Origin of the sequence: Methylomonas sp. LW13, assembly GCF_016865255.1 — a bacterium.
Taxonomy (GTDB): domain Bacteria; phylum Pseudomonadota; class Gammaproteobacteria; order Methylococcales; family Methylomonadaceae; genus Methylomonas.
In genome coordinates, this window is sequence record NZ_CP033381.1 from 56,576 (window position 1) to 79,603 (window position 23,028).

Annotated in this window: 21 protein-coding genes; 14 read left to right on the forward strand and 7 right to left on the reverse strand. The window is 53.8% G+C overall.

Going from position 1 to position 23,028, the window contains the following annotated elements:
• The first annotated feature begins 6 nt into the window (after positions 1–6).
• From JL719_RS00225 to JL719_RS00255, 7 genes are all read left to right on the forward strand, one after another.
• Complete coding sequence (locus JL719_RS00225; RefSeq protein WP_033157594.1) at positions 7–474, forward strand: DUF4381 domain-containing protein; 468 nt, start codon at positions 7–9, stop codon at positions 472–474.
• Complete coding sequence (locus tag JL719_RS00230) at positions 471–1,457, forward strand: vWA domain-containing protein (protein WP_033157593.1); 987 nt, start codon at positions 471–473, stop codon at positions 1,455–1,457. Before JL719_RS00225 ends, JL719_RS00230 begins: the two co-directional genes overlap by 4 nt.
• Positions 1,454–3,241: a vWA domain-containing protein gene (locus JL719_RS00235; protein WP_033157592.1), complete on the forward strand. Its 1,788-nt coding sequence runs from the start codon at positions 1,454–1,456 to the stop codon at positions 3,239–3,241. The genes JL719_RS00230 and JL719_RS00235 overlap by 4 nt, the downstream gene beginning before the upstream one ends.
• Positions 3,242–3,312: 71 nt before the next feature.
• Positions 3,313–4,611, forward strand: coding sequence for a hemolysin family protein (locus tag JL719_RS00240; protein WP_033157591.1), 1,299 nt, complete (start codon positions 3,313–3,315; stop codon positions 4,609–4,611).
• A gap of 191 nt (positions 4,612–4,802) precedes the next feature.
• The gene (locus JL719_RS00245) at positions 4,803–5,939 is read left to right on the forward strand and encodes an efflux RND transporter periplasmic adaptor subunit (RefSeq protein ID WP_225892952.1); all 1,137 of its coding nucleotides are present in this window, start codon (positions 4,803–4,805) and stop codon (positions 5,937–5,939) included.
• Between the two features lie 3 nt (positions 5,940–5,942).
• Positions 5,943–9,068, forward strand: a complete 3,126-nt coding sequence (locus JL719_RS00250; protein WP_033157589.1) for an efflux RND transporter permease subunit — start codon at positions 5,943–5,945, stop codon at positions 9,066–9,068.
• Positions 9,069–9,080: 12 nt separating this feature from the next.
• Positions 9,081–10,769 (forward strand): BatD family protein, encoded by a 1,689-nt coding sequence (locus JL719_RS00255; protein WP_225892954.1) that lies wholly within the window; start codon positions 9,081–9,083, stop codon positions 10,767–10,769.
• Between the two features lie 11 nt (positions 10,770–10,780).
• Here the strand turns inward: JL719_RS00255 and nudE are convergent, their stop codons facing one another.
• Both nudE and JL719_RS00265 read right to left on the reverse strand, forming a co-directional pair.
• Positions 10,781–11,332, reverse strand: coding sequence for an ADP compounds hydrolase NudE (gene nudE, locus JL719_RS00260; RefSeq protein WP_033157587.1), 552 nt, complete (start codon positions 11,330–11,332; stop codon positions 10,781–10,783).
• Between the two features lie 83 nt (positions 11,333–11,415).
• Entirely contained in the window at positions 11,416–12,927 is a 1,512-nt protein-coding gene (locus JL719_RS00265; RefSeq protein WP_033157586.1) for a methyl-accepting chemotaxis protein, read from the reverse strand.
• 177 nt (positions 12,928–13,104) lie between these two features.
• Between JL719_RS00265 and yrfG the strand changes: the two genes are divergently transcribed.
• Complete coding sequence (yrfG, locus tag JL719_RS00270) at positions 13,105–13,761, forward strand: GMP/IMP nucleotidase (RefSeq protein ID WP_033157585.1); 657 nt, start codon at positions 13,105–13,107, stop codon at positions 13,759–13,761.
• Here yrfG and rhlB read toward each other — a convergent pair.
• Positions 13,700–15,040, reverse strand: a complete 1,341-nt coding sequence (rhlB, locus tag JL719_RS00275; protein ID WP_033157584.1) for an ATP-dependent RNA helicase RhlB — start codon at positions 15,038–15,040, stop codon at positions 13,700–13,702. The genes yrfG and rhlB overlap by 62 nt on opposite strands.
• Positions 15,041–15,141: 101 nt before the next feature.
• Between rhlB and trxA the strand changes: the two genes are divergently transcribed.
• The 5 genes from trxA (at position 15,142) to JL719_RS00300 (ending at position 20,340) form a co-directional block, all read left to right on the forward strand.
• Positions 15,142–15,468 (forward strand): thioredoxin TrxA, encoded by a 327-nt coding sequence (gene trxA, locus JL719_RS00280; RefSeq protein ID WP_033157672.1) that lies wholly within the window; start codon positions 15,142–15,144, stop codon positions 15,466–15,468.
• Positions 15,469–15,642: 174 nt separating this feature from the next.
• A complete protein-coding gene (rho, locus tag JL719_RS00285) occupies positions 15,643–16,899 on the forward strand; it encodes a transcription termination factor Rho (RefSeq protein ID WP_033157583.1) in 1,257 nt (418 codons plus the stop codon).
• A gap of 231 nt (positions 16,900–17,130) precedes the next feature.
• On the forward strand, positions 17,131–18,801 hold the full coding sequence (locus JL719_RS00290) for an ABC transporter ATP-binding protein/permease (RefSeq protein ID WP_084153348.1): 1,671 nt from the start codon (positions 17,131–17,133) through the stop codon (positions 18,799–18,801).
• A 43-nt stretch (positions 18,802–18,844) separates the two neighbouring features.
• Complete coding sequence (locus tag JL719_RS00295; RefSeq protein WP_033157581.1) at positions 18,845–19,945, forward strand: glycoside hydrolase family 5 protein; 1,101 nt, start codon at positions 18,845–18,847, stop codon at positions 19,943–19,945.
• Positions 19,946–20,079: 134 nt separating this feature from the next.
• Positions 20,080–20,340, forward strand: a complete 261-nt coding sequence (locus tag JL719_RS00300) for a hypothetical protein (protein WP_033157580.1) — start codon at positions 20,080–20,082, stop codon at positions 20,338–20,340.
• 5 nt (positions 20,341–20,345) lie between these two features.
• On the opposite strand, the gene JL719_RS00305 is transcribed toward JL719_RS00300, so the two are convergent.
• The gene (locus tag JL719_RS00305) at positions 20,346–20,804 is read right to left on the reverse strand and encodes a molybdenum cofactor biosynthesis protein MoaE (RefSeq protein WP_033157579.1); all 459 of its coding nucleotides are present in this window, start codon (positions 20,802–20,804) and stop codon (positions 20,346–20,348) included.
• 1 nt (position 20,805) lies between these two features.
• Complete coding sequence (locus tag JL719_RS00310) at positions 20,806–21,039, reverse strand: MoaD/ThiS family protein (protein ID WP_033157578.1); 234 nt, start codon at positions 21,037–21,039, stop codon at positions 20,806–20,808.
• A 53-nt stretch (positions 21,040–21,092) separates the two neighbouring features.
• Here JL719_RS00310 and moaC point away from each other — a divergent pair, with 53 nt between their 5' ends.
• Positions 21,093–21,581, forward strand: a complete 489-nt coding sequence (moaC, locus tag JL719_RS00315) for a cyclic pyranopterin monophosphate synthase MoaC (RefSeq protein WP_033157577.1) — start codon at positions 21,093–21,095, stop codon at positions 21,579–21,581.
• Between the two features lie 15 nt (positions 21,582–21,596).
• On the opposite strand, the gene JL719_RS00320 is transcribed toward moaC, so the two are convergent.
• On the reverse strand, positions 21,597–22,178 hold the full coding sequence (locus JL719_RS00320; protein ID WP_033157576.1) for an outer membrane protein assembly factor BamC: 582 nt from the start codon (positions 22,176–22,178) through the stop codon (positions 21,597–21,599).
• A gap of 5 nt (positions 22,179–22,183) precedes the next feature.
• A complete protein-coding gene (locus JL719_RS00325; RefSeq protein WP_033157575.1) occupies positions 22,184–23,002 on the reverse strand; it encodes a carbon-nitrogen hydrolase family protein in 819 nt (272 codons plus the stop codon).
• Between the last annotated feature and the right edge of the window lie 26 nt (positions 23,003–23,028).

Below are 23,028 nucleotides of genomic sequence, written 5' to 3' on the forward strand. Positions count from 1 at the left end.
TTCAATATGGAACCATTGCCTTTAAAAGATATTCATTTGCCCGATTCGGTGGCTTTTTGGCCGCCGGCGCCGGGCTGGTGGTTGTTAGCGGTATTGCTGCCGTTGTTGATTTTTTTGTGCCGGTATTTTTATAAACGCATCCGCCGGCAGACAGCGGTGAAAACCGCCGGCAAATTGTTATCAGCGCTTCGCCGGGACGGCAGCGCCGACGCCAGACAGACCTTGGTGGCTTTATCGGCTCTGTTGCGGCGCGTAGCCATCAGTACTGCGCCGCGCAGCGATGCCGCGAGCTTGCGCGGCGAAGCCTGGCTTAGCTATCTGGATCAATCACTGCCGGATGCGCCGTTTACCCTAGGCCCCGGCCGTTGTCTGGCCGACGGCCATTATCGGCAAACACCGCCCGCCGATACCGAACTGGAGGCCTTGTTTGAATTGTGCGAACGCTGGTTGAAACAACAGGCGAAAAAACGATGATCGAATTGTACTGGCCCTGGTTGTTATCTCTACTGCCGCTACCGCTGCTATTGCGTTGGCTGTTGCCGGCGCGTGCCATCGCCCAAACGGCAGCATTGAAAGTACCGTTTCTGGACGATCTTGGCCCCAGCGAAACGCGGGTGGTCAGCAGCGAACGGCGCTGGCCTTTATGGCTGGCAGCTTTTGCCTGGGCCTGTTTACTGTTGGCCGCCGCGCGTCCGCAATGGCTCGGCGAACCCATCGAGCAAGCGGTCAGCGGCCGAGATTTGATGCTGGCAGTGGACGTATCCGGCAGTATGCAGGAGGAAGATTTCATCCTTGGCAAGCAGCGCGTGGATCGGTTAACCGCCATCAAGCAAGTGGCCGGCGATTTTATTCAACGCCGGGTCGGCGACCGTCTGGGCTTGATCCTGTTCGGTACGCAAGCTTACTTGCACGTGCCGTTAACCTTTGATCGCAAGACCGTGCAAACCTTGTTACATGAGGCTTTTATCGGCATCACCGAGGACGACCCGAAAACCTCGATAGGCGACGCCATCGGCTTGGCAATCAAACGGCTGCAACAACAGCAAGATGCCAGCCGCGTGTTGATTTTATTGACCGACGGCGCCAATACCGCCGGCGAATTAACGCCGATAAAAGCCGCTGAACTGGCAGCCGAACATAAGCTGAAAATCTACACGATAGGCATAGGTGCCGATGAAGTATTGGTGCGCAGCCTGTTCGGTACCCGCCGGGTCAATCCGTCCGCCGATCTGGACGAAAAAACCCTGACTGCGATTGCCGATACGACCGGCGGCCATTATTTCCGGGCGCGTAATACCGAAGAACTGGAAAAAATCTACCGGATGCTGGATCAGCTGGAGCCGGTTGAAAAAGACAAACAATATTTTCGGCCGCGCAGTGAGCTATTTTATTGGCCGCTGGGTCTGGCTTTGCTATTGACGGGATGGTTAACCTTGGCCCGCTTGAGGTGGTCATGAATTTTGCCGAGTTTCATTTCCTGCGGCCCTGGTGGTTGCTGGCATTATTGCCGGCCGCGCTGTTTTTGATTTTGCTGGTGCGGCATCGGCAAGGGCGCGGTAACTGGAGCGAGGTATGCGATGCCGAGTTGCTGCCCTTTATTTTGCAAGACAAACCGTTGCAAGCATCGCGTGGCCCTTTGTTCGGTGCCGGCTTTGCCGCGTTGCTAACCATAATCGCCTTGGCCGGTCCCACCTGGCAGCGCTTGCCCGGCCCGGCCTTTAGAAACGATGCGGCGCTGGTGATTGCGCTGGATTTGTCCAAATCCATGGATGCCGCCGACATCAAACCCAGCCGTATCGGTAAGGCCCGTTACAAAATTGCCGATTTATTAAAACAGCGCAAAGACGGCCAAACTGCATTACTGGTCTACGGCGGCGATGCGTTTACCGTCACACCATTGACCAACGATACCGCGACCATTGATAGCCAGCTAAGCGCACTGACCACCGACATCATGCCCAGTCCGGGCAGCAACACCAGTGCGGCATTGAATGCGGCGGTGGCATTGCTGCGTCAGGCCGGCCTGGTCAAGGGCCATATCCTGCTGGTCACCGACGGCGTCGACGCCGATGTGGCCGAGCAGGCCGAACACTGGTTGGACGATTACCGGCTCTCGGTACTGGCGATGGGCACGCCGGAAGGCGCACCTATCCAGTTGCAAGGCTCAGGGTTTTTAAAAGATAGCAATGGCTCTATCGTGGTCGCCAAGCTGGACGAAGCCGCGCTGAACACGCTGGCGCAACACGGTCGCGGCATTTATCAGCCGGTGACGGCAAACGATGCGGATGTCGAGAATTTGGGGCGTTTGTTCAATAGCGCCGACACCGGTGGCGAAAATTTGGATAGCAATCTGTTGTTGCAACAATGGGATGAAAAAGGCCCCTGGCTGTTGTTGCTGGTATTGCCTTGGGCAGCTTTGCAATTTAGAAAAGGTTTGTTATTGGCCTTGCTGTGTCTATTGCCGCTGCCGAAGAACAGCTACGCGCTGGACTGGCAGAGCTTGTGGCAAACGCCGGATCAACGCGCCAAGCAGGCTTTCGAGCAACAGCAATATCAACAAGCTGCCGAGCAGTTCGACAACCCGGATTGGCGCGCCGCCGCCCAATACAAGGCCGGTCAATATCAAGAAGCCGCCGAGACCTTGAAAAACACCCAAAGTGCGGAAGGCCATTACAACCGCGGCAATGCCTTGGCTCAGGCCGGCCAGTTGCAAGAGGCCGTGCAAGCCTATCAACAGGCGCTGCAACTTGATCCTAAGCATCAGGATGCGAAATACAATAAGGAGCTGGTTGAGAAGAAGCTGAAAGAACAGGAACAGCAGAAGGAGAATCAACAGCAAGACCAGCAAAAGCAGGACAAACAGGATTCTTCTGAGCAACAGCAAAAGCAGCAGCAACAGCAGGACGGCAAGCCCGATCAAGCCGACAAAGATGCGCAGCAGGAGCAAAAACCGCAAGACCAGCAAAAAGCCGACGCCAAGCAGGACGCGGAACAAAATAAGGCGAAAGAAGACCAACAATCCGAAGCCGAGGCCAAACAGCAAGCTGAGCCGCAGCCGCCCAAGCAAGAGCCGACAGACCAGGAACAAGCCGCGCAAGCCACGGAAAAAAACGAAACCGAGCGCGCCAACGAGCAATTGTTGAAGCGCATACCCGACGAGCCGACGGGCTTACTAAAGCGTAAATTCAAATATCAATACGGTCAGCGCAATCGAGCTAACCCGACCGGTCCGGCCTGGTAAATTGACGGATCGGGAATCCGGAACGAATTAGCCTAAGACCGACACATTTTAATATTGGACGCGATGAAACGATGGATATTGGCCTGATACTGATTTTAATCCTGATCAACGGTGTGTTTGCAATGTCGGAAATGTCGCTGGTCTCTTCCGGACTGGCGCGCTTGCAGAAATTGGCCGGCGAAAAACGCGGGGGGGCGCGCACCGCGCTGAAATTGCACCAGGACCCGTCCCGATTTTTGTCTACCGTGCAGGTCGGCATTACCTCGGTCGGCATTCTCAGCGGCGCGCTGGGCGAGGATGCCTTGACCGAGCCCCTGTATCGGCAATTGCTAAACATCCCCGCACTGGCACCCTATGCCCAGAGCATTGCATTAATCGCCACGGTATTTCTGATTACTTATTGTTCGGTAGTCATAGGTGAACTGGTGCCCAAGCGACTGGCCTTGCTACATCCGGAGCGGATTGCGGTGTTTATCGCCCGGCCCATGCACACCCTGTCACTGGTTGCCAGCCCCATCGTCTGGCTGCTGTCTTCATCCAGTACGCTGATACTGCGGCTATTTGGCGCGCATCGGCCGCCGCAGACCAGTGTCACCAACGAAGAAATTAAACTGCTGATGGAAATCGGTGCGGAGTCCGGGGTATTTCATGCCAGCGAAAGCCATTTGGTCGGTAACGTCTTGCAACTGGATGAACAAATGCTGGGTGCGGCCATGACGCCCCGGCAACAAATATACGCTATTGATTTAAGTGATCCGGAAGCGACAGTGCGCGCCGAAATCGCCGACTGTCCTTACGCCCGGGCAGTAATTTGCCGGGACGGTCTGGAAAATGTGGTCGGAATCTTGCAAAGAAGCGATCTGCTGAAGCTGGCGATGTCTGGCGAGACCTTGGATATAGCGCCGATCCTGCATACACCGCTATACGTGCCGGAAGCCATGACGCTAAGGCAATTACTGGAGTTTTTCCAGGAAAAGCGAGCCGATCTGGCGCTGGTCGTCGACGAATATGGGGATATTGAAGGCTTGGTCACGCTGAGCGATGTGCTGAAAGCCATCGTCGGCCATCTGCCCAGCCGCACCAATCTGGACGTCGATGTGGTGCAACGTAGCGACGGCTCATGGTTGGTAGATGGCGGCTTATCGATTCAGCGTTTGAAGACGGTGATCGGTATAGACGGCAATTTGCCCGGCGAAGCCGACAACGCCTATCACACCGTCGGCGGCTTTATTTTGTTTTACCTGGAAAAAATTCCCCAAGTAACGGACAACTTCGAATATCGGCAGTGGCGTTTCGAGATCGTCGACATCGACGGTACTCGTATTGACAAGGTGTTGGTCAGCGCCAAGCCGCCCGAGCCCGCAATTTAACGCTTTGCCAAATTGGGTTTGTCGGCCTAAAGCGCAATAGGCGACACCTGAGTTATACGCCAACATTGCTTGCATCGGCATTCGCTTTACATCGTTAGATTACCTGACGACCTAGAAAATCACCTGGCAACGTAGAAGTAGCCCGTGATTTGTTAGTTGTTTGAAAAGATTTTTTGCTTAAAGGACATACCATGAAAGCCAAGCTCCATACGTCATTCCGCTCCTCGCCGCTTATGGCCGCGCTGTTTTTGCTGAGTTTTGCCTTGCCCGCCATTGGCGCGGATCATAAACCCTTATTGGAAGCCTCGCCCGCCCTGTTAAAGCTGCTAAGCATCGCCGAAGTCAAACCCGGCGAAGTCGGCGAGTCGTTGAATCTTTCGGCTCGGGTGGAGTTGGATCAACATAGGGTCGCACGCATCGGCGCCTCGGTAACCGGACGGATTACCGAAATCGATGCCATGCTCGGCCAAGCGGTAAAAAAAGGGGAACGTCTGGCGCTATTGAACAGTACCGAGTTGGGTAAAGCTCAGTCCGACTATTTAAAAGCCGCGTCGCAAGTCAATTTGCGGCGGATTACCGTCAAACGCGCCGAGCGCCTGCTGGAAAGCGGCGTGATCTCGGAAGCCGAGTTTCAGGAGCGGCAGAGCGTGTTGACTGAAGCGGATGTGGATTTACGCGCCGCCGCCGACCAGTTGCGGGTCATGGGCATGAGGGATGCCGATTTGCAGCGCATAGACAAACAACGCAGCATTCACTCCTTTTCGCCGGTTACCGCCAGCATAGACGGCGTCGTCATCGAACGAAACGTCGCCATCGGCCAGGTGGTACAGCCGGCAGACGCCTTGTATACCGTTGCGGACTTGTCGCAGCTGTGGCTGGTAGCGGAAATTCCCGAGCAACAAGCGCATTGGGCGCGGCAAGGCGACCAAGCCTTCGCCGAAGTGCCGGCACTGCCGGGGCAGGAAGTTAGCGGTAAGTTGATTTACGTCGCCGATATGGTCGATTCGGACACCCGCACGGTGACGGTGCGCATGGCCCTGGCCAATCCGCAGCGTCTGTTTAAGCCGCAGATGCTGGCTACTCTAAAAATCAGCAAGCCCGGTTCGCAAACCTTGATCGTGCCCAGCCAGGCGGTGGTCAGGGAAAATGATAAGGATTTTGTGTTTGTGGAAACCGCCGCCGCCCGGTTCGAATTGCGCCCGGTACGTTTGGGCCGCGAAGAAGCGCAGAAACGGCCCTTATTGGAAGGCTTGAAAGCGGGTGAAAAAATTGTCGTGGGCGGCGCGTTTCATTTAAATAACGAACGCCTGCGCAGCACATTGGAGTAGAGCATGATTAACAGCCTAATAGCAGCCGCTCTGCATCAACGTGTTCTGGTGGCGGTGCTGGCAGTGGCGGTCACGCTGTTCGGCGTGCGCGCCGTGCAGCAGTTGTCGGTGGATGCATTTCCGGATGTCACCAATATCCAGGTTCAAATTGCCACCGAAGCGACCGGCAAATCGCCGGACGAAGTGGAACGCCTGGTCACCGTGCCCTTGGAAATAGCGATGGCCGGCCTGCCGGGTCTGGAAGAAATGCGTTCGATGAATAAGAACGGCTTGTCTTTGATCACGTTAATTTTTACCGATAAGACCGAGGTTTACTTTGCCCGGCAGTTGGTGATGGAGCGGCTGATAGAGGTGAAGCAGCAGATGCCGCAAGGCATCAATCCGGTGCTGGGGCCGGTGTCCACCGGCTTGGGCGAGGTGTATCAATACACCTTGGAACGCGACGACGACGGTCAGCGGGCCTTGACCCAGGAGGAATTGCAACAGCGCCGCGAAGCCCAGGACTGGGTGGTACGGCCGTTGCTGCGCGGGATTCCCGGCGTGGCGGAAATCAACTCCCAGGGCGGCTATGTCAAGCAATACCAGGTGTTGGTTGACCCCAACCGCTTGCATCATTACCGGATTTCATTGACTGAAGTATTCGAGGCGCTGGCCAGAAATAACGCCAACAGCGGCGGCGGCGTACTGCCGCATTATGCCGAGCAATATCTGATTCGCGGCGTCGGCTTGATCAACGACGTCAAGGACATCGGCAATATCGTCTTGAAGGAAGAAGACTCCGTACCGGTGCATATGCATGATGTCGCCGAAGTCAAAATCGGCCACGAAGTCCGGGCGGGTGCAGTGCTCAAGGACGGCTACACCGAATCCGTGGGCGGCATTGTCATGATGCTGCGCGGCGGCAACGCCAAGGAAGTGGTCAGTCGTATTAAGGCGCGAGTGGCGGAAATCAACGCGAAAGGCATGCTGCCGCATGACCTGAAAATTGTTTCCTATTACGACCGTAGCGATTTGGTGGATGCGGCTTTGCATACCGTGACCAAAGTTCTGCTGGAAGGCATTGTGTTGGTGGTGATCGTGTTGTTCCTGTTTCTGGGCGATGTCCGCTCCAGTCTGATCGTGGTCAGCACCTTGATCGTCACGCCCTTGGTGACGTTTATCGCGATGAATCAGCTGGGTCTGTCCGCCAATTTGATGTCGCTGGGCGGCTTGGCGATTGCCATTGGTTTAATGGTCGACGGTTCGGTGGTCGTGGTGGAAAACGCTTTTCGTTTGCTCGGCGAACGCAAGGGCCGCGCTACCAGCCGGGTGCGCGTGGTGCAGACCGCGGCACAGGAAGTGGCCACGCCGGTATTGTTCGGTGTCGGCATCATCGTGCTGGTATTTTTGCCGCTGATGACGCTGCAAGGCATGGAAGGCAAGATGTTCGCGCCGCTGGCTTATACCATTGCGATTGCCTTGCTGATTTCGTTGATCGTGTCGTTGACCTTATCGCCGGTACTCTGTGCCTTTTTACTGGAAGGTCACGACGGCGAACATGACACCCGGCTGATCGCTTTCATCAAGCGGATTTATTTACGGATGCTGGATTGGGCGATGGCCAATCGGCTGAAGGTGGTGGGCGGTGCGGTCGGTGTGTTTGCCGCGACTTTAGCCTTACTGCCCTTGCTGGGCACATCGTTCATTCCGGAAATGAAGGAAGGCTCCATCGTGCCGGGCATTAACCGGGTGCCGAACATTTCGCTTGAGGAAAGCATCAATGTGGAGATGCAGGCGATGAAAATGGTGATGGCAATCCCCGGCGTAAAAACTGTGGTTAGCGGTGTGGGGCGCGGCGAAAGTCCCGCCGATCCGCAAGCGCAAAACGAGTCCACGCCTATCGTTACATTAAAACCGCGGGAAGAATGGCCGAAAGGCTGGACTCAGGACGACATTGCCGATGCGATGAGCGCGAAACTCACCGAAAACTTGCCTGGCATGCAGGTGGTGATGGCCCAGCCGATTTCCGACCGGGTGGATGAAATGGTCACCGGCGTGCGTTCCGACGTGGCGGTGAAAGTCTTCGGTGACGATCTGGCTGAACTGAAACGCCTGGCAGACGCCATTGCCGGGGTGGCGAACGACGTGAACGGTGCCCGCGATATTCGGGTCGAGCGTTTGACCGGCCAGCAATATTTGAATATTACCGTCGATAGGCAGGCCATTGCGCGCCACGGTTTGAATGCCTCGGACATTCACGATGTCATAGAAACCGCGATAGCCGGCAAGGTGGCTACCGAGATTTATCAAGGCGAACGGCGCTTTTCGGCGGCGGTGCGTTTGCCGGAGCGATTTCGTAACAATATCGGTGCCATCGATGCGTTGATGCTGACGTCTGCGAACGGTGCCCGCGTGCCGCTGGGCGATGTCAGCAATATCACCTTAAACGATGGTCCGGCCTTGATCAGCCGGGAAATGGGTAAGCGCCGGATTGTCGTGGGGATTAACGTGCGCGACCGGGATTTGGGCGGCTTCGTCGCCGAGCTGCAAAAAGCCGTGGCGGACAAAGTGCAATTGCCGGAAGGCTATTATCTGCAATGGGGCGGCCAATTTCAGAATATGGAACGGGCTTTGGGGCATTTGCAGATGATTATTCCGGTCACTATCGCGGCGATTTTCTTTTTGCTGTTTATGTTGTTTAAATCGCTGCGCTTTGCCGCGTTGATTATTCTAGTGCTGCCGTTTGCGTCGATTGGCGGCATCATCACGCTGTTTCTCAGCGGCGAATACCTTTCGGTACCGGCGTCGGTGGGATTCATCGCCTTATGGGGCATCGCGGTGCTGAACGGCGTGGTGTTGGTCTCGTATATTCGCTCCCAGCGCGAAAGCGGCCTGAGTCTGGAGTATGCGATACGCCGCGGTTGCGAACAACGTTTTCGGCCGGTGATGATGACCGCCACGGTGGCCTTGCTGGGTCTGGTGCCGTTTTTATTCGCCATCGGCCCAGGTTCGGAAGTGCAAAAACCCCTGGCTATCGTGGTGATCGGCGGCTTGATTAGTTCGACGCTGCTGACCTTGGTGGTATTGCCGGTGTTATACGGCTGGTTTGATGACCGTCCTGATGTTCATAAACCTTTTTCAATGAAGTAAATGATCCATTGTATGCATAGACATAGTTACTCGTGGCTGCTGTATGGCCTGTTAATGCTGATCAGCGCCGCGATACAGGCGGCGGAGATTCAAGTAGCGGTTGACCGCAACCCGGTTGGCCTTAACGAATCGTTTCAAATTACCTTTACCGCCAGTGAAGCTCCGGACGGCAATCCGGATTTTGCGCCCTTGCAGGAGAATTTTGAAATTCTCAGTCAGCAGCGCAGCACCAGCTCCTCTTGGGTCAACGGCAAAAGTAGCCGGACTGAACAATGGATAGTCCGGGCGATGGCCAAACAAGCCGGCGAGATGTTTATCCCGCCGATTGCCTTCGGTGCCGATAGCAGCAAGCCGTTGAAGCTGGTTGTGAATGAAAATACCGCCGCTCCGCAAGGCAACGATGACATATTTCTGGACGTGACCGCTACGCCAGAGCAACCTTACGTACAGTCACAAGTGTTGTACACGCTGAAGTTGTTTCGCAAGGTACAGATTACCCAAGCCAGCCTCAGCGAGCCGGAAATTAAGGATGCCTTAGTCGAAAAACTGGGCGAGGACAGCACCTACACCACCCAAGTCAAGGGCGTGGATTATTGGGTGACCGAGCGCAAATATGCCATTTTTCCGCAACAGAGCGGGGTATTTACCATTGCGCCGCTGATTCTGAATGCCGAATACCTGAGCAATCAACGCCAACCGCGTTTTAACGGTTTCTTCAATCGGCCGGATACGGAAACTCGGCGGGTGGCTTCCAAAGCCATCACGTTGAACGTGCAAGCGGTGCCGGCAGGCTTTAAAGGCCCGAACTGGTTGAGTGCCGAGTCATTAACACTCAGCGAAGCTTGGTCCGACGCCGGCTTGCAAACCAAAGTGGGCGAACCCTTGACCCGCACCCTCACACTGAGCGCGAAAGGCACCACGGTCGGCCAGTTGCCGGAGCTGCTCGATAAAACCGCTATCGACGGCATCAAAACCTATCCCGACCAACCGCTGCTGAAGGAAGACAAAGACAGCGACGGCTTAACCGCGCTGCGCGAGGAAAAAATCGCCTTCATCCCTTCCAAGCCCGGCGAATATACCTTGCCGGCGCTGGACATCGTTTGGTTCAACACCAAAACCCAGAAAACGGAAACTGCACATCTGCCTAGCGTCAAGCTCACGGCTTTAGCCGGCAGCACGGATGCCCAAAATTCCGCACCGCCCGCTACATCAAGCACGCCGCAAGAGCCGGTAACTAGCCCGATGACCACGTCGCCGATTACCGTGACCAACAGCAGCGACACCCGCTTTTGGCAAGCGGTATCGGCGACGTTGGCGCTGGGCTGGCTGCTGACCATTGTTGTGTTTTATCGCCGCCCTTCCGGCAAAGTATCTAAGGATAAGCCTGTTGAACGGGTGCCGGAAACCGCTATGGAAAAGACCCTGAAACGTGCTTGTTGGGAAAATAACCCGCAGGCCGCCAAACAGGCCTTGCTGCAATGGGGTAAGGCCGAGTTCGGCGCGGAGAGTTTGGGGGCCATTGCGGCGCATTGTCCCGAGGCGCTGCGTGAAGAGATTTTGGCTTTGAATCGCTTGCTATATTCCGGCCAAAGTCAGGACTGGCAAGGCCAGACTCTTTGGCAGGTGTTTTCCACTAAGCCCGCAGCGGTCAGCGGCAAAGGCAAAGGCGACGACGGTTTGGAGCCTTTGTTCAAGATTTAAGGTTCGATTCCTCAGCCGCGCCCGTTCAGATGCGCCAACGCCATATACAAGGCAGCAATCGAGCGGGCTTCACTGCATTCGCCGCTGGCTAGCAAGGTATCGATACTATTCAAGGGCCAAGGTACCACTTGCAGTTCTTCAGGTTCGTCGCCGACCAATTTTTCCGGATACAGGTCTTCAGCAAGAATAATATCTATCGTGTGTTCCAGATAGGCCGGCGCCAGCGATACCCGGTGCAAATGGTGTAATTTGGCCGCGCCGTAACCGATTTCTTCTTTTAACTCACGGTTGGCGGCGTCCAGCATATCCTCGCCGGCGTCCAACTTGCCTTTCGGTAAACCCAGCTCGTAACGATGGATGCCGGCGGCGTATTCCCGAACCAGCAGCACAGTATCTGCATCCAGCATCGGCACCACCAGTACCGCACCGTGCGAAGCGCTACGGGCCAGGCGCTCGTATTGGCGGCGCTCGCCGTTACTAAACTCCAGGTCCAGCGCTTCGATGCAGAATTGTCGGGTTTGGGCGATGACGGTTTGTTTGAGGATTTTTGGTCTGTTGGGCATCGGCTCAGGGTCTACAGCTTGGTTGTTGGTTGGGTTGCTGTCGTGGGTTTGCTTTCAATGCCAAGATCGGCGTGAAAGTACTTTCAACTGTTCGCTAACTTAAAAAAACCAACCACGCTTTGCAGTTGTTCGGCTTGGCCGTTCAATTCCTCGGCGGTTGCGGCCATTTCTTCCGAGGCGGCTGCGTTTTGTTGCGTCACTCTGTCCAACTGCCGCATGGCCTCGCTGATTTGTTTGATACCGCTGGCTTGTTCTGCTGACGCGGCATTGATCTCTTGGACCAGGTCCGCTGTTTTCACAATGTCCGGCAGCACATGGCCGATGAGCACGCCGGCTTTTTCGGCAATCGAGACGCTGTTGGATGCCAACTCGTTGATTTCCGCCGCTGTGGTGCGGCTGCTTTCCGCCAGTTTACGGACTTCCGCAGCCACCACGGCAAAACCTTTACCATGTTCGCCAGCCGAGGCGGCTTCGATTGCCGCATTTAAGGACAACAAATTGGTTTTGTAAGCAATGTCTTCAATCAAGCCGATTTTTTTGGCGATGTGTTTCATGGCATTGACAGTTTCGATTACCGCTTCGCCGCCTTGCTTGGCCTCGCTGGCGGATTTGCCGGCCATCTGTTCGGTGACATGAGCATTTTCGGTATTTTGTTGCACCGAGGCGCTGAGTTGTTCGATGGAGCTGGTGGTTTCTTCGACACTGGCCGCCTGCTCGGTGGTGGCTTGGCTGATGGATTGCGCAGTAGCGCTAACTTCTTTGGACGCCGAGCTTAATACGTCGGCATTACCCAGAACTTGCTGGACGACGTTACTCAGCTGGTCGCGCATGCCTTTTAAATCGTACAACAAACTGTTGGTGTCGCCTTCCCGCAGCTCTATCGCCACGGAAAGGTCGCCGGCGGCCATGGTATTCACCGCTTCAGCGGCATAGCCGGGTTCTCCGCCAAGCTGGGTCATTAAGCTTTTGGTGATCAGATAGCCGGCAACGCCACCAATCAGCACTGAAATGAGCGCCAGTGTGGTAATCAAATTCACGCTTTGATTGACCGTTTCCTTGGCTTCTAATCCGGATTGTTTCATTAGCTTGGTTTGGAAATCAATTAGCGCGTCTACCGAATCTATATACTCGGTTTGCAACTTCCTGACTTGGGACAGCAGAAAATCTGCAGCTTCCGCTTGCTTGCCCTCGCCGGCCAATTTGATGAACTGATCCTGGGCATTTACGTAAGGCGTCCGGGCATCCAACACTTTTTTGAGTGCGGCTTTACCTTCCGCGCTGCTAATAGTCTCGTCGAGTTTATCCAGGTTTTCCTTGATAGCTCGCCGTGCGTCTTGAATGCGGGCCAGCTCCTTATCGATGGCGGCGCGGTCTTTGATAATCAGGGTATTGCGCATCGAGCGGGCAATCACATTGATGTTGCCGATGACGTCATTGGCCCAGACTGTTTTCGGAAATTTATCGTTGACCATGTTGTCGATGTTGGACAATAGGTCGTTCATGCTGTTGATGCTGATGCCGGCAATCATGGCTAGCAGCAGCAAGACTCCGCTAAAACCCAAGCCTAAACGGGTTCTCACTTTCATGGTGCTCATGAATTTAACTCCTTTCGACGGTTGATGCCGTGACAGAACAGATATAAAAGCTTTTAATCCTTTTTCTAATAGACATCAAGCCTAGCTGAACTTAGGGATTTTCCGGTTAGAATAAAAAACTAATTTAGGCCGTGTTTGGGAATGACAAGAGCTATTGAATGATAGGGATAAACTAAAATGCTCGACTGGAAACAAATCGATACCGTACTGCTGGACATGGACGGCACTTTGCTGGATTTGAATTTCGATAATCATTTTTGGCAGGAATTTGTGCCCTTGCGCTTTGCCGAACTGCATAGCCTAACGCTTGAGGACGCCAAACAGCAGTTGGCGCCGCGTTTCAAGGCCATGGAGGGCAAGCTGGAATGGTATTGTCTGGATTATTGGACCCAGGAATTGGCTTTGAATATCGCCGGATTGAAGCAGGAGTTGGCCGGTTTGATTGCGGTGCATCCACATGTCACCGAGTTTTTGGATGCGGTGCGAGCCAGCGGCAAGCGGCTATTGCTGGTAACGAATGCGCATCGCGATAGCTTGAATCTGAAAATGGAAAAAACCTGTCTGCATGGGTTTTTCGACGAAATCGTCTCGTCGCACGATTTTGGTTTTGCCAAGGAGCAGCAAGGTTTTTGGCAGATCCTGCAAGACCAGCATTTGTTCACAAAGGATAGAACGCTGCTGGTAGACGATAGCGTTGCGGTGCTGACGTCCGCCCGGACGTTCGGCATTGCTCATCTGGTATCGATCAGCAAGCCGGATAGTCAACGGCCGGTTAAGCAGGTTGCTGAGTTTGTGGCGGTGGAGGATTTTCGGGCGTTGATGCCTGGTTTGTAGTGGGAGCGGGGCGGGGCGGCCGGTGCTCTCTGGGCTTGTGCTCTGAACGCGGCGGGCGTTTGTCGCGCGGCATGACCCGTTCGCGCGGCTCGCGGCGTTGGGGCTTGATCACTTCTTCTACCATCAATTCCGGCGTGATGCTTTGCACCGGCACTTTCTCACCGATGTAATCCTCAATGTCCGGCATTGAGTAAGCGTATTCCTCGCAAATAAAACTGATCGCCTCGCCGCTGGCGCCGAAACGGGCAGTACGGCCAATCCGATGTACATAATCTTCGACGTCTTGCGGCAAGTCGTAGTTGAACACGTGAGATACGTCCGGAATGTGCAGGCCGCGCGCCGCCACGTCGGTAGCGATCAGCAGCGTGACCCGGTTTTCCTGGAAATCGTTAAGCAGGCGCTGGCGCTTTTCCTGGGGCACGTCGCCGCTGAGCATAGCCACTTTATGGCCGTTGGCAGCCAGGTAATCGTCCAGTTGCTCGGCACAGCGTTTGGTGTTGACGAAGACGATGCTGCGCTGCGGTTGGTGATGTTTCAGCAAACCCAGTAATAGCGGGATTTTTTGCTCATTGGCCGGACAATAAGCCACCTGATTGATGGCTTTGGAAGTCACTTCCTCGGATTCGATACGAATCAGCACCGGGTTGTTCATGTGCTCATAAGCCAGTTCGGTGACTTTATAAGACAACGTAGCGGAAAACAGCATATTCAAACGCTTTTCTGCCGGCGGCATGCGGCGCAGCAGGAAGCGGATGTCTTTAATAAAGCCCAAATCGAACATGCGGTCGGCTTCGTCCATCACGGTGACCTGGATGTTATCCAAAGTGAAGGCGCCTTGCCGGTAGAAATCGATAATGCGGCCCGGTGTGCCGATAATGATGTCGACATTGCCCTTGATTTTATCCAACTGCTTTTGATAGTCGGTACCGCCGTAGATCAATGCAAACTTCAGATTCAGATACTTGCTCAGAGCCACCGCGTCTTTGTGAATCTGGATCGCCAGCTCGCGGGTTGGAGCGAGAATCAGCGCGCGCGGGTTCTTGATTTTTTCGCTTTCGTCGTTGATCAGGTGCTGAAAAGTCGCCAGCAAAAATGTGGCAGTTTTGCCGGTGCCGGTTTGGGCTTGGCCGGCAATGTCCTTGCCGCGTAAAGACAAGGGCAAGGATTTATCCTGAATGGGTGTGCAGTTGATGAATCCTGCTTCTTTCAGACCTTTAATGATGGAGTCGGACAGCTCCAAATTGCTAAAACGTGTTTCCGTCAAATGTGTTTTCTTCATAGCCCGATAGAATAAACTAAAAAGCCGCGCGGTTGAAATCGATTGACAATTAAAGCGCCGCGAAACTATAGTCTTGACTTTGTAAACTAATGGAGAATGGCGTGAGCGACCTAGTCCTTCATGTATCAGACGCTGATTTTAATGAAACTGTGTTGAAAGCCGGTGCGCCGGTGTTGGTCGATTATTGGGCAGAATGGTGTGGTCCATGCAAAATGATTGCCCCGGTTTTGGATGAAATTGCATCCGAATATCAAGGCAAACTCACCGTTGCCAAGCTGAATATCGACGAAAACCCCAAAACCCCGCAGCACTATGGTGTGCGCGGCATCCCGACCTTGATGCTTTTTAAAGGCGGTGAAGTGGAAGCGACTAAAGTCGGCGCCTTAACCAAATCCCAATTGGCTGCGTTTATCGATAGCAACATATAAATCAAGCCGAATCACCGGATTTATTAAAAATGTTTTTGATAAGTCCGGTTATTGCGCTAGAATTTTCCCCGCTTGCTTCTTCGCATTCTGAACGTCCTTAACAAATCCAACAACTACCTGCCGCTGTAAACAGCACTCTGCTGTTTTGCATTTCTTTCATTTCCCTTAATCAACATGAATCTTACCGAGTTAAAACTTAAACAAGCCACTGAAATTATTGCAATCGCTGAATCCTTGGGTCTCGAAAACATCGACAGAGCCCGAAAGCAGGAATTGATTTTTGCGATTTTGAAGAAACAGGCGAAGAGTGGGGAAGATATTTTTGGCGATGGGGTTTTGGAGATATTGGCGGATGGATTCGGTTTTTTAAGAACACCGGGTTGCTCCTATTTGGCGGGCCCCGACGACATTTATGTATCGCCCAGCCAGATCAGACGTTTCGGTTTACGCACCGGTGACACCGTTAGCGGCAAAATCCGCCCGCCGAAGGAAGGCGAACGCTACTTCGCGATGTTGAAGGTCGAAAGCATCAACTTCGAATCGCCAGAACAATCCAAAAACAAAATCTCCTTTTCCAACCTGACACCGCTGTTTGCCAATAAACGTTTCCGTTTGGAGCAAGGCAACGGCACCAGTGAAGATTTAACCGCCCGTATCATCGACTTGATCGCCCCTATCGGTAAAGGCCAGCGTGGCTTGATCGTTTCGCCGCCGAAAGCCGGTAAAACCATGATTATGCAAAGCATCGCCCATGCGATTGCCGAGAACAATCCCGAGTGTTATCTGATCGTGCTCTTGATCGACGAGCGCCCGGAAGAGGTGACTGAGATGGAGCGTTGCGTGCGTGGCGAAGTGGTTTCCAGTACCTTCGACGAACCCGCTACCCGTCACGTGCAAGTGGCGGATATGGTCATCGAAAAAGCCCGGCGCATGGTTGAACACAAGCACGACGTGGTTATCCTGTTAGACTCGATTACCCGTCTGGCCCGTGCTTACAACATGGTGGTACCGTCTTCCGGCAAACTGTTGTCCGGTGGTGTCGACGCTAATGCGCTGGAAAAACCCAAACGTTTTTTCGGTGCGGCGCGGAATATCGAAGAAGGCGGCAGTTTGACGATTATCGCTACCGCGCTGGTGGAAACCGGCTCGAGGATGGACGAGGTGATCTTCGAAGAGTTTAAAGGCACCGGTAACATGGAACTGCATCTGGAGCGGAAAATCGCTGAAAAACGTATCTATCCGGCGATTAACATCAACCGCTCCGGCACGCGCCGCGAAGAATATCTGGTCGATCCGGACGAACTGCAAAAAACCTGGATTTTGCGCAAAATCCTGCAGCCAATGGACGAGTTGGCGGCATCCGAGTTTTTGCTGGGCAAACTCAAGGACTTTAAAACCAACGCTGCATTTTTCGATTCGATGAAGCGCTGAGCGCAAAACCTCTGTACCGACGAGCGCTACAGCGCTCGTCACAAACTCGTCAAACATCCCCACCGCTGTTTTTCTCTTTTTTGTCATAAAACACAGAAGCCTAGACTCATTCTGATGTGCAGCCAGCAGCGCGCCAGCACATTTGATGGTTATCGATGCGATTAATTTTGTTATATTGCGCGACGACCTTAAACGAGGAGTATGGCCTTGCGAACAACCAGCAAATTTTTTATGCAATTCGTCCGATTAGCCGGCCCTTTCTGGTGCTCGGAAAATAAGACGACCATTCGGACCTTATCGGCGTTTTTGGTCGCGTTAACAGTGGCGCAAATTGCGGTCTCGGTCATTATTACCGAATGGAGCGCGGATTTATTCGATGCCTTGGAGCAGCGCTCTATGTCGAGGCTGTTTACCCAAGTTGGGTTGATCGTCTTGATTTTTATCGCGAATATGGCAATCACGGCGACCCATTTGGTCGTCAAACGCCGCTTGCAACTGAGCTGGCGGGGCTGGTTAACCGATAAATTGATCGGGCAATGGATGCGCGACGGCCGGCATTATCTGGTTACCCACTTACCGGGTCAGCACGATAATCCTGACGGACGCATCGCCGAAGATGTCCGCATTTCCACTGAATACGCAATCGATCTGTTACACACTTTCTTTTACTGCGTACTGTTGTTGACCAGTTTTACCGAGATCCTGTGGACCTTGTCGGGGACCGTTACGGTAAATCTAGGTTTGGTCGAAATCCCGGTTCAAGGCCATTTGGTCTGGTTGGCGTTGATTTACGCCGCTAGCGCATCCACGCTGGGTTGGTGGATAGGTAAGCCGCTCACTATGGCTACCGACAATAGACAGACCGTGGAAGCCAATTTCCGCTTCGCGCTGGTCAAAGCCCGGGAGAATGCGCAAGCCATTGCCTTGATCCACGGTGAGCGCCATGAGAATCCGCATTTTCATCATTTATTCGGAAACATTGTCGATGCCTGGAATCAGCAAACCCATGCCTGGCAGCGGATCACCATGTTCAGTTCCGGTTATTCGATATTGTCCATGGCATTTCCTATCTTGGTGTCGGCGCCGCGCTTTATTCTGGGTACGATCAGCCTGGGAGCGTTGATGCAATCCGCGCAGGCTTTCCAGCAAATGGTCGCGGCTTTGTCCTGGCCGGTTGACAATATGGGTAAGGTTGCGGAATGGCGGGCCTCTGTCGAGCGAGTTTTGGGATTGAGCAAGGCCCTGGAGCAATTGGAACGCGAAATAGCCAAGCCTGACCCCTATCGGATTCGCTTGGTGAAAAGCGACAAATCCGTATTGGCGTTTCGCGATTTATGCATTTCGCGTTTGGACAGAATCGTCTGCGTGTCCACTCTCAATGAAGAAATCAAGGCCGGAGAGCGGGTGTTGATTGCTGGCAATGCGTTTTCCGGTAACAAGCTGTTCAAAGCTATAGCAGGTCTGTGGCCATGGGGCGAAGGCATAATTGAATTGCCGGATGATGAAACCATGTTCTTTATGCCGCCGCGTCCTTATCTGCCTACCGGTACCTTGCGCGCGTCGATTTGCTACCCATCCAACCCCTCCACTTTCGATCAGCAGATACTTGAAAATGCCCTTCAACTGGCCGGAGTGAAAGAGTTGGAGGAACAGCTCGACCAGGTTGCCGATTGGGAGAAGAATCTTGAGCGCGAACAACAACAACGCTTGGGCTTGGTGCGGCTGTTGTTGCACAAACCCAAATGGATATTGATGCAGGAAGCCTTTGATTCGCTCGACCCTGAAAGCGAAGTGGACATGGTCAATCTAATCCATAAAAGGCTCACGGATTCCGCTGTCCTGACCATCACCAAGGTGCCCAATATACAGGCTTTGTACAAGCGGCGGATTACGCTCTGCTAACGGGAAACGTGCTCTAAGGCGCTTTGTTACAGGGGCTATCCGAATGTCTGCCAAAAAACTGCGCGGGGTCAATCTGGGCGGATGGTTGGTTTTAGAAAAATGGATGACGCCCAGTTTGTTTGCCGGGTTGAATGCCAGGGACGAGACCAGTTGGTGCGTCGAATTGGGCCGCGAAGCCGAAACCCGTTTGCAGCAACATTGGCAAACCTTCATCACCCGCGCCGACTTTGCCTGGTTGGCGCAAGTCGGGATCAATGCGGTACGCATCCCGGTTGGCTATTGGCTGTTTGCAGCCGATTATCCCTATCATCATAGTTTCGGCGCCGTGCGATTTCCTTTTGTCGGCGGCGGCATGGAGGTACTTGACCGGGCTTTCGATTGGGCTGAAGAATTTGGCTTAAAGGTCGTTGTCGATCTCCATGCCGCGCCCGGCTGTCAGAACGGTTTCGATAATGGCGGCATCCAGGACGTTTGCGAGTGGCATACTCAAAACAGCTATATCGACTATTCCCTGGAGACCCTGGAGCGATTGGCCCAGCGTTACGGCAAACGCGCGGCATTGCACGGAATTGAGATCTTAAACGAGCCGCGCTGGGATGTGGATACTGAACTGTTGAAACGTTACACCGAAGCCGCTTATTGGCGCATTCGCCGCCATTGTCCGGCTGAACAGGTGGCGGTGATATTTCATGATGGTTTCCGGTCGTTTCGCGAATACGCCGGTTTTTTACAGTCGCCCGAGCATGGCAATGTGATCTTTGACATACACCGTTATCAATGTTTTGTGCAGGACGATATCGACAGGGATATTTATCAGCATTTGCAAAAAGTGGTTTGCGATTGGAAAGCAGAAGCTGACGAGATTATCAGCGGCCTGAGTTTGCCGACCTACGTCGGCGAATGGAGTTTGGGGTTGGATGCAAAACTGGCGGCGCTTTGGGCCGAGGGGCTTTTCGATCATGTCCATACGGAAATGGACGACATGCAGTTCGATATCGCTTGTCGCGGCTACGCGGCCGCCCAACTGGCCGTGTTCGAAAAGTATCTGGGCTGGTTTTTCTGGAGTTATAAAACCGAGAATATGCCGCAATGGAATTTTCGGGAATGCGTCGAGCGTGGCTGGTTACCGGGTAAGTATGCTTGACGCTTGGGGCTATTGCTAAAATATTTGGTATTTTAAGTGGGGGATTTGCGTTCTGGAACGTCTTACTATTAACAGCATCATAGCAATCATGCCGCATGGGTATGCTTTAGCCGATAATGATGATTAGGTGTAATATGAAAACAAGACGATCTCGAACCAAATTGGACAAAATGTCGCCGGAAGCCTTGGATGCCTGCTTCCCGTCTGCGCGCTATTTTCAAGTTCACTTCGAATATCTGCATGAAACCATCAATGAACTGAAACAGCAGCTTACTCAGTCCAACCAGCAAATTGCCGAACTGCAACAGCAGCTGCAAGCCCAGTCATTGGCCGAAATGCCAACGGTAAATTATGCTGCCGAGACAAAGTCCACGGGTAATTTGCGTCAGTCTTAACAGCCCTAAGGTTGCTTTAGATAGCCGTCACTGTTCTTTTCGACCCAGCGTGTTTGTCCGGATTCCAAGGTTTCCCGTTTCCAGAACGGTGCCTGGCTTTTCAAGTTTTCCATAATGAAGCGGCTGGCGTCAAAAGCGTCGCCGCGATGCGCGGACCACACTGCCACCAGCACCAGCGTATCGTTGGGCCATACCTGGCCGATGCGATGGATCAGCAGCACGTCTAATAACTGCCACTGACTTTGGGCTTGTTCGACAATACGCTGTAATTGCTTTTCGGTCATCCCTGGATAATGCTCCAGGTACATACCGCGTACCTCGTCGCCTTCATTGAAGTCGCGCATGCTGCCAACGAAAACGCCGGTGGCGCCGTATTTGCCGGCCATGTCGACCGCCTGAGCTTGAAAATCGGCCAGTTCTTGCCAGGGGTCGAAAATCTCGGCGCTAAGTTTGATGGTACTCATTTCAACCTCCGGTCACCGGTGGAAAAAACGCCACGTCGTCGCCGTCGCTAACTTCGGCATCCAGACCGACATACTCCATATTGATCGACGCCAATACCGTGCCCGGCATGTCCATGTGCGGATTAGCGCGATGCCAGACCTCTAGCACTGTCAACGGCGCATCGATTGTCAGCTCGTCGTAGCTGCGGCCGACGCGATCCTTCAAGCTTGCAAAGTAAAGCACTTTAATCGACATCTTTATTCACCCGGTAATACAATGCTTGGCTGATTCCACTTGCCTAGTATGCCATGTCCCATTCGCCGCTCACTCATTTTAATGCCGCCGGAGAAGCCCATATGGTGGATGTCGGGGATAAGGCCATCACCCAACGTCAGGCGGTTTGCGAGGGGTACATAGAGATGCAGCCGGAAACCTTGGCGTTGATTGTGTCCGGCACCCACAAGAAGGGCGACGTACTGGGCATCGCCCGCATTGCCGGCATCATGGCCAGTAAAAAAACCGCCGATCTGATTCCGCTCTGCCACCCGTTGCCGATCAGTCATGTCGAGCTTAGCCTGCAAGCCCAAACCGACTTGAGTCGGGTCTATTGTCAAACCACAGTGAAGACTACCGGCCAAACCGGCGTGGAAATGGAAGCCCTCACCGCGACCCAGATTGCCTTGCTGACCATTTACGATATGTGCAAAGCCGTGGACCGCGGCATGACGATTCAAGGGGTGCGTTTGCTGGAAAAAAGCGGCGGCAAATCCGGGCACTGGCGCCGGGACGACGCTTAAATCAAGCCTTGCCGCTTACTCGTCGGCCTTCTTGTCAGGCGGGCGGTTGATGATTTTTTCGTCTATGGCTTTGTGTAGCAAACGAATCAGCTCCGCCGAGCCATCTTCGCCAAACTCCAAGTCTTCCGGTTTTGTCAGGCTGGCGTTGACGGTTAAGCCACGCCGCTCTTCTTTCAACTTGATGGTGTATTCGGCTTCGTCGTAATCATTATTCAATAAAGCGCGCAACAAGCCGACATCTTTGCCGCTGGTGTCGGGGTCATAACGCACCTGAAAGCGTTGATCTTCCTGGCTTTTATCCAGCACTTCGATATTGCTGATTTTCAATGCCGTGGCGACCATTTCCCAAGCCCGGTCGGGGCGGGTTTTCAAGGTAAGCACAGGCTTGCCCCCTTCGTCGGTAAACGCCATCAAATCGGCCAAAGCCGACTTAGGCTTTAAATCGTCGGCAGCCACTGCCGGCTGCGGATTGGTATGTTCTATCGGTAAAACCGGCGGCAGTTCCAGGTGGTGGGTATCACGGTATTTGTCCGGCGCATCCGCGCAAGCCGTCAGCAACAGGCAAGGCAGGCTGTAAGTCAGCGTTCTTAACAACATAAGGCTCACTCGCAAAAAAAGCGTCTATGTTCCAGCACCGGGAAAGACAGGCGGGTTTTTTCCAGGCGGCTTTTATCGACTTCGGCGCTGACAAAGCCAGGGCCGGTTTTGTAACAATCCAGTACCACGCCCCAAGGATCGATCACCATGCTGTGGCCGTAGGTTTGCCGGCCATTCATATGAAAGCCGCCTTGGTTTGGCGCGATGACGTAGCAGAGGTTTTCGATGGCGCGGGCCCGCAACAATACTTCCCAGTGCGCGGCGCCGGTTTTGGCGGTAAACGCGGAAGGGATCACCAATATATCCAGGCCTTGCCGGGTCATCGGCCGGAAAAATTCCGGAAAGCGTAAGTCGTAGCAAACCGCCACACCCAGCCGGCCGAACGGCGTATCGATCACGCAGGAGGCGTCGCCGGCTTCGACGGAGTCGGATTCGCGGTATTCCTCGGCGGTATCCGGCACGCTGACGTCGAATAAATGCACTTTGTCGTAGCGGGCGACTCGCTCGCCCTGCTCGTTGTAGATCAAACAAGCCGCGCGGACTTTATTGGCGGCGGTGGCCTGCATCGGCATCGTGCCGCCTATCACCCATATGCCGTATTTTTTGGCTATGGCGGCCAGAAAATCCTGAATCGGGCCGTTTCCATCCTGCTCGCTGACTTTAACCTTGTCGTATTCGTTCATACCCATGATGGCAAAGTTTTCCGGCAAGGCTACCAGTTTCGCACCGGCTTTCACGGCTTCGGCGATCTGTTTCTCGGCTTCAAGCAAATTGGCGCTGACTTGCGGTCCGGAGGCCATCTGGATGGCGGCACATATGGTCATGAGGTGTCCCTGATTTTAATTGTTTT